This window comes from Pseudomonas sp. NPDC090592 (assembly GCF_044769185.1).
GTDB lineage: Bacteria > Pseudomonadota > Gammaproteobacteria > Pseudomonadales > Pseudomonadaceae > Aquipseudomonas.
The window spans coordinates 1-13,499 of record NZ_JBIVXJ010000054.1 but is presented as its reverse complement, the minus strand read 5'-3'; the positions used below and the strand labels follow the sequence as shown (position 1 = coordinate 13,499).

Genomic DNA, 13,499 nt, shown 5'->3' with positions numbered 1-13,499 from the left:
TGGGCGTCGAAAGTTGCCTGCCAGGCATGCTTGAAGCGAGGCACGTCCAGCCCCTGCACTTGCACACGCAACTGGTTGATGTAGTTGCCGGCCTGTTGGTCAAACAACGTGTGGAAGAGCATGCCTTGCTGCATCGGCGCCAACGGATAGACATCAGCGATCTCGGCGGCAGCCAGCGGCAGGCTGTCCAGTTGTACCTGGGTCAGCCCGGCCAACGGGAAGTCCGAAGGTGTAACGCCATGATGCTCCGCGTTACAACAATGAGTAATCACAGCCTTGAGTTCTTGGGCGAATTCATCGGCCAGGCATTGAACCGTCGACTCCTCGAACACTTCCCGGCTGAAGGTCCAGCTCAGCTTCAGTTCGCCAGCATAGACCTGGCCATTGATAGCCAGCAGGCTGCTCAGCGGCGTGTTTTCATCCTGGCTTTCACCAGATCGCTCGGTTGCCGGAACCAAGAATGCAGCCTCATCTGCAAAGCTGCCATCGAACTGCCCGAGGTAGTTGAAGACGATATCTCCTTGAGGCAACAGCTCCAGCGCGCGCTGCTGTTCCTCACCCCCAAGGTAACGGAGCACGCCATAGCCAACGCCCTTGTCTGGCACAGCCCTGAGTTGTTCCTTGACAGCCTTGATCGAGGCAGCCATTTGCGTGGCGGGCCTCAGCTTCACCGGGTAGATGCTGGTGAACCACCCGACCGTTCGGGTTACATCGATGTCGTCGAACAGGTCTTCGCGCCCATGCCCTTCCAGCCGGATAACCACCTCAGGCTGCCCGATCCAGCGGGCAACAACCCGGGCCAATGCGGTCAGCAACAAGTCGTTGATCTGCGTTCTGTAAGCCGCAGGGGCCTCCTGCAACAGCTGGCGGGTATATGCCGGGTCGAGCTGGGTCGCCACCGAGGTGGCATATTTGACCAGGTTACGGCCATCGGCATGATCCACCGGGAATGGGGCACTCCCGGTGCCTTGCAAGCTGGCTTGCCAGTAAGCCATTTCACGTTGCAGTTCAGCACTGCCCGCATAAGCATGCAGGCGCTGCGACCAAGCCTTGAAGGCGCTAGTCTTGGCTGGCAGGTTCATCGGCTGCCCGGCGTTGGCGGCCTGGTAAGCCTGCTGCAAGTCTTCCAGCAGTACTCGCCAAGACACGCCATCCACCACCAGATGGTGGATGACCAACAACAGCCGTTGGCTGGCATCGGGCAACGTCACCAGCATCACGCGCAACATCGGGCCGTGCTCCAGGCTCAAACTACGCTGCGCCTCGTTGGCGAGCGCATGGAGCTGTTCGACACTTTCAAGAGCACGTTGCCAAATGACCGCCTGCGCCTGCTGGGGGGCAAAGTATGCCGACCATTCACCCTCGGTACACTCAAAGCGCAAACGCAACGCATCGTGATGGTCGAGCAAGGCTTGCAAGGCAGTGGTGAGGGCGGGCATATCCAAAGGCGCGTCCGGACGCAAAAGCACCGACTGGTTCCAGTGGTGCCGCGCAGGTAGCTCTACCGCAAGGAATCGCCGTTGTACCGGCGTCAAGGGCATGCTTCCGGTTACCGGCCCCTGGTCGATAACCAGGCCAGTCGAACGCCGGGCTACCATTGCCAGGGCCTGCACAGTTTGATGCTCGAACAACTCCTTGGGTGTGAATTGCACGCCTGCCAGGCGGGCACGGCTGACGACCTGGAGCGAGATGATCGAATCGCCGCCCAGCTCGAAGAAGTTGTCTGTCAGTCCCACCTTTTCAAGCTTCAGGACATCCGCCCAGATGGCAGCGAGCTGTTTCTCCAACTGCGATTCAGGCGCCACGTAATCTGCCTGCAGCAGGCTGGCGTCGGGCTGCGGCAGCGCCTTGCGGTCCAGCTTGCCATTTGGAGAAAGCGGCAGTTGCTGCAAAAACATCAGGTGCGTTGGGACCATGTAGTCAGGCAGGCTCGCTTTGAGGATGCTACGAAGCGTATCGCGCAGCTCAGCCAGCTGCGCGTCATCCATCTCTGGCCCAGCCGAGGTGGCAGGCACTACATAGCCAACCAGTTGAGGGCCCTGCGGGCCAGTTTGCGCCACCACTACGGCGTGGCGAACGCTTGCCTGCTCCTGCAAGCACGCCTCGATTTCACCGAGCTCAATCCGGAAACCACGGATCTTCACCTGGTGGTCGATCCGGCCGACATACTCCACTGCACCGTCGACGCGATAGCGGGCCAGGTCACCCGTACGATAAAGCCGATCCCCGCTGTGCTGCGCGAACGGATCGGGAACGAACCGCTCGGCACTGAGCTGTGCCTTGCGATGGTAGCCACGCGCTAGCGCCTTGCCACCGATATAGAGCTCACCGCAGACACCCACAGGTACAGGCTGCAACCCGGCGTCAAGAATCAGAATGCGTGTATCAGGCAGCGCATTACCGATCTCGACATCGCCATTTCTTGCACTCAAAGCCTGGCTGTGAGTCGCGTTGATGGTCGCCTCCACCGGCCCGTAGCGGTTGTAGATCTGCACATGTGGCAGGCACTCAAGGGCCTTGTTCAGCAAGTCACTGGCCAACGCTTCGCCGCCTGAGAACAGGCGCTTGAGGCTGTGGCACTGGGCCAGGCCCTCGGCCTCAAGGAAGCTTTTGAGCATGGAAGGAATAAAGTGCAGGGTGGTCACGCCATGGGTACGAATCAGCTCGATCAACAGCGCCGGATCACGTTGATCACCCTGACGGGACAACAGCAACCTGGCACCACAGGTCAGCGGCCACAACAGCTCCCACACCGAGACATCAAAGCTGAACGAGGTCTTTTGCAGCACAACATCGTCTTCCCCTAGGGCATAGGCCGCTTGCATCCACAACAAGCGGGAACAAAGTGCCTGCTGATCGATGCCAGCACCTTTCGGCCTGCCCGTCGACCCTGAGGTATAGATCATGTATGCAAGGTTGCCGGGTTCGGTCACGTTTGGCAGATTGCCAGGGGCCTCAGCCATACCAAGCACGCCATGGTCGACCAACACGCATTCAACCTGATCGGGCACCGGCAGTTTCGCCTGGCAGGCCTGGTTGGTCAGCAGCAGGTGCACGCCGCTGTCTTCAAGCATGTAGGTCAGGCGCTCACGCGGGTATTCCGGATCCAAAGGCACATAAGCGCCCCCTGCCTTCAGAATCGCCAGCAAACCCACGACCAGGTCCAGGCTTCGCTCCATGGCGATGCCCACCAGCACATCAGGCCCAACGCCCAGCGCACGTAGCTCATGGGCCAACTGATTGGCCCGGTCGTTCAACCCCTGATAAGTGAGCGATTCATCGGCAAAGCGCACGGCTTGTGCCTGTGGAGTCCGTGCCACCTGCGCCTCGATCAGGGCACTGACGCTGAGCCCGTCCGTGGCGGTTGGCTGGCAAAGATTCCATTGCTCGACTACCAGACGCTGCTCCTGTTCATCGAGCAGCGGCAACTCACTCACCGCCCTGGTCGCATCTTCGATCAACGCCAGCAGCACATTGCGCATATGCCCAGCAATGCCTTGAATGGCACTTTCACTCCACAGCGCCCGATCATGGGTGTAGCGGATGGAAAGTACGTTACCAAGCCCCACTGCCACGCTCAGCGGGTAGTTGGTTTGCTCGACATTATCTACGTCACCAAAACGCAGGCCGCTGGGCGCCCCCTGCTGCAATGCTTCGGAAACGGGATAGTTCTCGAACACCAGGATGTTGTCGAACAGCGCTTCACCCCCAGCGCCGGCCCAGCGCTGAATCTCATAAAGCGGCGTGTGCTCCAGCTCGCGCATGGCCAGGTTGTTTGCCTGAACCTGGTTGATCCATTGCCCTACTGTCTGCTCGCTGCGCGGCGAGCCAACGACTGGCAACGTGTTGATGAACAACCCGATCTGCTCTTCGACGCCTGGCAGGTCAGCCGGGCGCCCGGCAACCGTGGCACCGAAACAAACCGTGTCCTGGCCGGTGTAACGCTGCAGCAAGAGCATCCAGGCCGATTGCACCAATGTATTCACAGTGACTCGATTGGCCCGGGCGAACGCTTCGATTCGAGCGGTCTGCTGCCGGTCAAAAATGTCATGCAGCGCGACATGGCCTGCCGATCGACCGTCTGCGGGCAAACGCACTGCCTGAGCCAGGCGTGTAGGCTGTTGCAAGTTGGCCAGCTGGCCTTTCCAGAAGGCCTGCGCAGCATTGCCATCCTGACGTTGCAGCCAACCGATGTAATCGCGGTAATGCGTGGTACTGCCCGCCCGCCAATGGCCGGTGTAACGCTGGAGCACCTCACCCAGCAGGCGTGAAGTACTCCAGCCGTCCATCAGGATATGATGGTGGGTATAGATGAAGTGGTACTGATCGGCGCCGGTACGCACCAGCACCAGCCGCAACAATGGTGCTGCATCCAGGTTGAAGCCTCGCTGCCGCTCCCCCTCGGCCAGTGCCTGTAGCGCCTGTTCGAGTGCCGGCTGCCCGCGCCAGTCATGCGCCTCGAAAGGTAGCGTGACGCTACGGCACACCACCTGTACCGCCTGGTCAAGGTCACCTTGCCAGACAAAGCCGGTGCGCAAAATATCGTGCGCTTGCAAAGCAGCCTGCCAGGCCTGCTTGAACGGCTCGACCTGCAGGCCTTCAACGTCTACCCGCAGCTGGTTGATGTAGTTACCAGCACTCTGGTCATAAAGTGTATGGAACAACATGCCCTGCTGCATCGATGACAGGGGGTAGATATCAGCCACCTCGGCGGCATCGATCGGCAAGTTGTCCAGTTGCGCCTGGCTGAGTGCAGCCAGTGGGAAGTCGGACGGCGTAATGCCATGATGCCTTGCATCACAGCAGTGACTGATAAGCTGCTTGAGTTCCTGAACGTACTCCTGCGCCAGGCGCTGTATGGTCGACTCGTCGAACAGTTCCCGGCTGAACGTCCAGCCCATTTTCAGTTCGCCGGCGTAAACCTGGCCATTGAGTGCCAACAGGCTCCCCAAGTCAGCCCCTTCGCTCTGATTTGCGCCGCCATACTCCCTGGCAGGTCGGAACAAGGCATTTTCATCTGCAAAACTGCCATCGAATTGCCCGAGGTAGTTGAAGACGATTTCGCCCTTGGGCAGCTGTGCAAGGGTGTTCTGGCTTTCATCGCTACCCATGTAACGCAGCAGGCCATAGCCAATGCCCTTGTCAGGCACCGCGCGCAACTGCTCCTTGATGGTCTTGATCGTGCTGTCGAGTTGCGGCTGCACGTCCAGTTTCACCGGATAGATACTGGTGAACCACCCCACGGTCCGGGTCAGATCGATCTGCTCGAAGACATCCTCCCGGCCATGACCCTCAAGGCGCACCAGCACCTGAGAGCGCCCGGTCCAGCGAGAAATGACACGGGCGAGGGCCGTCAGCAGCAAGTCATTGATCTGGGTGCGGTAGGCCGCCGGTGCCTCATGCAAGAGCTTGTGAGTCCACTGCGCATCCAGTTGGGAGGTGGCATAAGCAGCATCCTGTTGGCGATTGCCACCCTGCGGATAGTCAACAGGCAAGGCGTCGTCGGCATCACGCAGGTGGTCCCGCCAATAGGCCAGTTCTTGCGCCAGGTCATCACTCTTGCCGTAGCGTTGCAACTGCTCGGCCCACGCTTTGAAGGAACTGCTCTTGGCCGGCAGGACGACCGGTTGGCCAGCGGCAAGAAGCTGGTATGCCACTTGCAAATCCTCCAGCAGCACGCGCCATGACACACCATCCACCACCAGATGATGCACAACCAGCAACAGTCGCTGGGCGCCGTCGGCAAGCCTTACGAGCACTGCCCTCAATAACGGACCGCCAAGGTTAAAGCAGGCCTGAGCTTCATCAGCCAGGCGTGAAAGCGCTTCGATGTCGTCTACTGAGCGATCCCACAGAACATCATGGGTATCCACGTCATGGAAAGTGCCTTGCCATTGCCCTGCTACCTGATCGAAACCAAGGCGCAAGGCATCATGGTGCTGCAGTACGCAGCGCAACGCTGCACTTAACCGCTGAGCATCAATCTGCTCACTGGGTGCCAACAGTACAGACTGATTGAAGTGATGGGGTTGGGCAATCGCCTGATCGAAGAACCAGTGCTGGACCGGTGTCAGGGGCATGGAACCCGTGACAACGCCCTGATCGATGGTCAGGTTGACGGCACGCCGGGCGACGGATGCCAAGCCCTGCACTGTCTGGTACTGGAACAGCTGCTTGGGCGTGAACTGGACGCCAGCCTGTCGCGCCCGGCTGACCACCTGCAAGGAAATGATCGAATCGCCACCCAGCTCGAAGAAGTTATCGGTAATACCCACTTTTTCGAGCTTCAGCACGCTGGCCCATACCGCGGCAATTTCACGCTCCAGTTCCGAACGAGGCGCTACATGGCTGGCCTGGAAATGGCTGACATCGGGCTGCGGTAGCGCCTTGCGATCCAGTTTCCCGTTAGGGGTCAATGGCAGTCTGGCGAGGAACAGCAACTGTGCCGGTACCATGTACTCCGGCAGGCTTTGTTTGAGCCGGGAACGCAATGCATCGCGTAACGCCGACTGTTGCACCGGCGTGCCTATCAGCGCCTCATCAACCGGTACCACATAACCCACCAGTTGCTTGCCAGATGGGCCATCCTGCGCCAACAGGACCGCTTCGCGCACAGTCTCATGGGCCTGTAGCCGCGCCTCGATCTCACCCAGTTCGATACGGAAACCGCGGATTTTCACCTGATGGTCGATACGGCCCGCATATTCAATCAAGCCATCTGCCTGATAACGGGCCAGGTCGCCGGTACGGTACATTCGGCCGCCGCCCTGCTCGTCGAACGGGTCTGGAATGAAACGTTCGGCAGTCAGCCCTGGACGCCCCAGATAGCCACGCGCCAGCCCTGCCCCGGCCATGTAGAGTTCACCGTTCACGCCCACCGGCACTGGCGCCAGAGCACCACTCAGCAGATAGACCGAACTGTTGGCGATGGGTCGGCCGATGTTGGCTTTGCCATGGGCCGTACGAAGCGTGAAGGTTGAATACGTAGTGTCTTCCGAAGGGCCGTAAAGGTCATACACCTGCTGAACATGCCCGGTGGCGTACAGGTCGTCGACCAACGGCTGCTTCAAGGCCTCCCCGGCCAGGTTGATGATACGTACGGTAGCCGGCAACCCGCCGGTCTCATGCAGCATCTTGATCGCTGACGGCACGGTATTGACCAGCTGCACACGCTCTTTGGCCGCCAGATAAGGCAGCTCCAGGGCATTGGCCGCCAGAACCACATAGCCGCCAGCCGACAACGTGACAAACAGCTCCCATACCGACAGGTCGAAGCAGATCGACGTGGAAGCAAGCACACCGCAGAGATCCTGCTGGCTGTAAACGCCCTGTGCCCAGCCGATCAGCGCAGTAACGTTGCGGTGCTCGATCAGTACGCCTTTGGGCTTGCCCGTGGAACCTGAGGTGTAGATGCTGTACGCCAGGTTGCCCGGCTGAGTGATGCAAACCGGGTCAATGGTGGGGTATGTTGCCAAGGACAGCTGGTCAAGCAACAACGTCCTGGCATGAAACTCCTCGGGCATGCGCGCAAGCAGGTGCGATTGGGACAACAGCAAAATTGCCTGGCTGTCCTCGAGCATGTACTCAATGCGGTCCTGCGGATATTCCGGGTCAAGCGGTACATACGCGCCGCCGGCCTTGAGAATGGCCAATAGGCCAACGACCATGTCCGGGGTACGCTCCATGGCGATACCTACCAGCACATCCGGACCTACGCCTTGCTCGCGGAGCCTGTGAGCCAGCTGGTTGGCACGCTCGTTAAGCTGTGCATAGCTAAGCGCCTGCTCAGCGAAAAGCAATGCCGGTGAGTCAGGCGTTGCCTTGGCTTGCGCCTCGAACAACTGATGCATGCATTGATCGGCGTGATAATCCGCCTGCGTGCTGTTCCAGTCACGAAGGACGCGTTGCAGTTCCTGGCCGTCAAGCATCGACAGGCCCGCCACAGGCTGGTCCGGTTGCATCACGATACTGGCAAGCAGGTTCACCCAGTGTGCGGCCATACGCTCGATGGTGGCTGCGTCGAACAGATCCGTTGCGTAGGTCAAGGCCGCGCTGATGCCCGTCTCATGGTCAAAAGTGTCCAGTGCCAGGTCGAATTTGGCAACATGGCTGCCCCAGGCCAGCTCCTCCATCACCAGGCCAGGTAGGCTGCGAGCGCTGTCTTGGCGGGTTTGCGACTGGTGGTTGTACATCACCTGGAACAACGGGCTCAGGCTCAGGCTCCGCTCAGGCTGCAACGCCTCGACCAATTGCTCGAACGGCAGGTCCTGATGCGCTTGGGCACCGAGAGCACGCTTTCTTACCTGCTCCAGCAGCTCGGCAAAGGTAATGTTCAGTTCGAATTCGGCACGCAACACCTGAGTGTTGACGAAAAAGCCCGCCAATCGCTCCGTTTCCACACGGTTGCGGTTGGCAATCGGTACGCCCACCCGAATATCAGACTGCCCAGAATAGCGATGCAGCAGCGTCTGGAAGCTTGCCAGCAGTAACATGAAGGGTGTAACACCTTGCTGCTGTGCCAACCGTTTGATCGAAGAAGTCAGCTCGGCAGCCAGGGGGATTTCCAGCCGCGCGCCTTGCTGGCTATTGACGGCCGGACGAGGACGGTCTGTCGGCAGCTCAAGCACTGGCTGTTCGTCGCCCAGTTGGGCTTGCCAGTACTCCAGTTGCCGGTCCTTTTCGCCGGCCTCCATCCAGGCTCGTTGCCAGATGGCGTAGTCGGCGTACTGAATGGGCAGCGGGGCCAGCTGGATGTCATGCCCTTGGCTGGCTCCCTCATAAAGCCGAAGCAGGTCTTCGACCATCACCGGCATCGACCAGCCGTCTGCAACGATATGGTGCAACGTGAGCACCAGTACGTGCTCTTGCGGAGCGAGTTTCAACAGCTTGGCACGCAACAGCGGCCCATGCTGCAGATCGAAGGGTTGCTGGGCCTCAGCTTCCAGGCAAGCTTGCAAGATGACCGGGTCCTGAGGCGCCACACATTCCACGGCAAGTTCGAACTTCAAGCTTGCATGAACAACCTGTACCGCCTGCTCGTCTTCCAGGCTGAACGTGGTACGCAGGATTTCATGGCGGCCGATCAGGGCCTCGAAGCTGCGCTGCAAAGCGGCGATGTCCAGCTCGCCGCTGAACCGCAGGGCCGCGGGGATGTTGTAGGCCGAGCTTTGCGGCTCCAATTGCCAGAGAAACCATTGCCGCTGCTGAGCATAGGAAAGCGGCAACCATTCTGCGTTCTGACGGGTTTGCGGAATTGGGAGCTGAGCCAGGCTCATGCCTTTTGATGCAAGTTTCTCCAGAAACAGCTTGCGCTGTGCCGAAGGCAGCCCGATAAAGCGCTGTACCAGTTCCATGTTTCGGTTATCTGTTTGCATCTCAAACTGCCTCAAGCTCGCTCATGAAGTCCTGGAGGTCATCCAGGTCAGCATCGGTATTGGTATTCAGGCCACTGATCATGGCTGCGTAGGTCTGCAGGTCTGCGGCTTGGAACAACAGGCCGAGCGGCAGATTGACGCCCAGCTCCATCTGCAGGCGCGCCATCACCTGGGTGGCCAGCAACGAGTGCCCACCCAGTTCAAAGAAGTTGTCGTTCAAGCCAACCCTGTCCAGTTTCAGCACATCGGCCCAGATCACCGCGATCTGCTGCTCCAGCGCGCTCTGTGGGGCCACGTATTCGCCCTGCAGCAGGCCGGCATCCGGTTGTGGCAGCGCCTTGCGGTCCAGCTTGCCGTTGCCGGTCAGCGGCAGCTCGGCCAGGAACAGCACGTGGGCCGGCACCATGTAGTCCGGCAGGCTGGCCTTGATCCTTTCACGCAGCGTTTCGCGCAAGGCCACTTGCGCTTCAGGGTTGCCAACCACCGCGCTGTCGGCGGGCACTACGTAGCCCACCAGTTGCTTGCCGCTCGGGCCATCCTGAGCCAGCACCACGCACTGCCGCACGCCGTTTTGCTCATGCAAGCGCGCCTCGATCTCGCCCAGTTCGATACGGAAGCCACGAATCTTCACCTGGTGGTCGATCCGCCCCAGGTACTCGATCACACCATCCCCCGCGTAACGGGCCAGGTCTCCGGAGCGATAAAGCCGTCCGCCCTGCCCGTCGAACGGGTTCGGCACGAAACGCTCGGCGGTCAGCGCCGGGCGGCCATGGTAGCCGCGAGCCAGGCCGTCCTGGCCAATCATCAGCTCACCGTGGCTGCCCGGTACGATCGGGTTCAACGCACCGTCCAGCAGGTACCAGCTGAGGTCGGGAATCACCTCGCCAATCGGGCTGCTGCCGACCTTTTTCAGGTCATCCAGGGCAATCGGTCGATAGGTCACATGCACCGTGGTCTCGGTGATGCCATACATGTTGATCAGCCGTGGCTGGCAATCGCCAAATACCTCGAACCATGGTTTGAGGCTGCTCACATCCAGCGCCTCCCCCCCAAACACCACATAGCGCAGGGCCAGTTGCCGGCCTGCCTTCGCCGCTTCGCAAGCAACCGGGATCAGTTGCTGGAACGCCGAAGGGGTCTGGTTCAGTACCGTGACTTGCTCGTCTACCAGCAATGCATGGAAGTCCTGCGAGGAGCGCGCCACATCCTTCGGCACGATGATCGCCTTGCCGCCGTACAGCAGGGCGCCATACAACTCCCATACCGAGAAGTCGAAGGCGTACGAATGGAACACCGTCCACACGTCCCTGGCATCGAAACCGAACCAGTCCTCTGTCGCCGCGAACAGGCGCACCACGTTATGGTGCGCCAGCAGCGCGCCCTTGGGCTTGCCGGTGGAGCCGGAGGTGTAGATCACGTAAGCAAGGTTCTGCGGTGAAACCGACACATCGGGGTTGGCGTCGCTGTAGCCAGTCAGCGTTTGTTCGTCCAGCACCAGGCACTGGATACCCGCTGGCGCAGGCAAGGCAGCGCGCAAATGGGTTTGGGTCAGCAACAGGGCAATGCCGCTGTCTTCGAACAGATAAGCCAAGCGATCCTGCGGGGATTCAGCGTCCAGAGGCACATAGGCGCCGCCTGCCTTGAGAATGCCCAACAGGCCGACCACCATCTCCAGGCTGCGCTCCACGGCCAGCCCCACCAGCACGTCCGGGCCTACGCCCGACTCGCGCAGGCGATGCGCCAGGCGGTTGGCCCGGCGGTTCAGTTCGCGGTAGCTGAGTGTCTGGCCGCCAAGGCTCAGGGCGATGGCATCCGGAGAGCGCTCGACCTGCGCTTCGATCAACTGGTGCAGCGTGCGCTCGCTGGGGAAACTCGTTTGCGTGCGGTTCCAGTCCAGCAGCGTCTGGGTGCGTTCATGTTCAGCCATCAACGGCAGGTCGGCCACCCGCTGCCCGGGTTCACGCACAATCCCCTGCAACAGGTTCAGCCAATGCCGGGCCATGCCTTCGATGGTCGCGGCATCGAACAAGTCCGTCGCATAGGTCAATGCCGCACCAATACCCTGCTGGTGCTCGAACGTATCCAGGGTCAGATCGAACTTGGCCGTATGACTGTCCCAGGCCAACTCTTCCATCTCCAGCCCATGCAAGCTGCGGCGCTCGCCCTTGGCCTTGGCCTGGTGGTTGTACATCACCTGGAACAGCGGGCTGTGGCCCAGGTTGCGCTCGACTTGCAAGGCCTCGACCAGTTGTTCGAACGGCAAGTCCTGATGGGCCTGGGCATCCAGTGCGCGCTGCTTTACCTGCTGCAACAACTGGCTGAATGTCATCGTCAGGTCGAATTCGGCGCGCAGCACCTGGGTATTGACGAAAAAGCCGATCAGACGCTCGGTCTCGACCCGGTTGCGGTTGGCGACCGGCACGCCGACGCGGATGTCGGGCTGCCCACTGTAGCGGTGCAGCAGTACCTGGAAGCTGGCCAGCAACAGCATGAACGGGGTCACGCCCTGCTGCTGGGCCAGTTGCTTTAGCGCCGCAGCCAAGCTGTTATCCAGTGCAACCGTGACACGCGCTCCCTGATAGCTGCTTACGGCAGGGCGCGGGCGGTCAGCGGGCAGTTCCAGTACGGGCTGCTCATCACCCAACTGCGCAGTCCAGTAAGCCAGCTGTTTCTCTTGCTCGCCGGCCTCCATCCAGTTGCGCTGCCAGGTGGCGTAATCGGCGTACTGTACGGGCAGCACCGGCAGTTCCACCGCCTGGCCCTGGCTATGGCCGTGGTAGAGCTGCACAAGCTCGTTAACCATCACCGGCATCGACCAGCCGTCGGAGACAATGTGGTGCAGCGTAAGCACCAGCACGTGGTCGTCCGCCGCAAGCCGCAGCAGGCGTACCCGCAACAGCGGGCCATGCTGCAGGTCGAAAGGCAAGTGCGCTTCGGCCTCGACGCGCAGACGCAGATGGTTGTCGTCAGCCTGCTCCAGCACTTCAATGGCCAGTTCGAAAGGGATGTGAGGGTGGATCACCTGAACCGCCTGCTCCCCTTCCAGCTGGAAGGTGGTGCGTAGCGTTTCGTGGCGCTCGATCAGGGCCTCGAAACTGCGTTGCAGGGCCTGGGTGTCCAGGTTGCCTTTGAAACGCAGGACGGACGAGAGGTTGTACGCACTGCTGACCTCGCCCAGTTGCGACAGGATCCACAAGCGCTGCTGGGCATAGGAAAGCAGCACCGGCTCTTCGGGGTCCCTCGGGAAGATCGGCGTCACCCCGTACAGGTTCACGCCTTGTTTCTTGAGCAAGGCTGCCAACGCCTTACGTTTTTGGGTGGACAACGATACGACTGTATCGAGCAGCTCTTGCACAGGGAATCTCCTAAGAAATCAGCTCATCAATTTCCTCCGTAGTTAGACGGTTGAGTGGTGGCATGGATTTAGCCGGAAATTCAAGGGCAGTAGCGTGCAGCGCCTGCAGGAGCGGCTTTACCCGCGAACACCGGCGCAGCCGGTGCCATGCACCGCGTTGGATTCTTCGCGGGCGCGCCCGCTCCCACAGGGTACGCGGTGCGCCCGGCATCAGTTCTCTGCGCGACAGCGCAACCCAATGGGCTGGGCAATCTCCCAAAGGGCCAGAGGCGTCAGGAAATCAGCTCGTCGAGCTCCTTCGTGGTCAGGCTGTCGAGCAGCGCCAGTGACTTGGCCAGCTGGTCCTGGGTGGTGTCGACAGTTGGCGCCTTGCCCGCAAGCAGGCGGCTGAAGTCGGCCAGCACCGGGAACTCGAAGAGTTCTTTCAGTTCGGCCGCTACACCCGTTTGCTCCTGGATGCGCACAATTACAGAGGTGGCCAGCAAGGAATGCCCACCCAGCGCGAAGAAGTTGTCACCCAGGCCAACCCGCTCCAGCTTCAGCACATCCGCCCAGATCGCCGCGATCTGCTGCTCCAGCTCGCTTTGCGGGGCAATGTACTCGCCCTGCAACTGGCTGGCGTCCGGCTGCGGCAAGGCCTTGCGGTCCAGCTTGCCGTTCGGTGTCACTGGCAGTTTGTCGAGCAACAGCAGGTGCGCAGGCACCATGTAGTCCGGCAGGCCGGCCTTGAGGGCTTCGCGCAGACTTTCGCGCAGTGCGCCTTCGTCCTG

Annotated in this window: 3 protein-coding genes; all 3 read right to left on the bottom strand. The window is 60.6% G+C overall.

All coding sequences use genetic code 11. The features are described 5' to 3' along the window. A partial coding sequence (locus tag ACIQUI_RS28055; RefSeq protein WP_403204256.1) for an amino acid adenylation domain-containing protein occupies positions 1–9,353 on the bottom strand: 9,353 nt, incomplete at its 3' end. Between the two features lie 22 nt (positions 9,354–9,375). Further along, positions 9,376–12,729: an amino acid adenylation domain-containing protein gene (locus ACIQUI_RS28050; RefSeq protein ID WP_403204254.1), complete on the bottom strand. Its 3,354-nt coding sequence runs from the start codon at positions 12,727–12,729 to the stop codon at positions 9,376–9,378. A 272-nt stretch (positions 12,730–13,001) separates the two neighbouring features. Further along, positions 13,002–13,499 (bottom strand): phosphopantetheine-binding protein (locus ACIQUI_RS28045; RefSeq protein WP_403204252.1); only part of this gene is annotated, 498 nt, incomplete at its 5' end.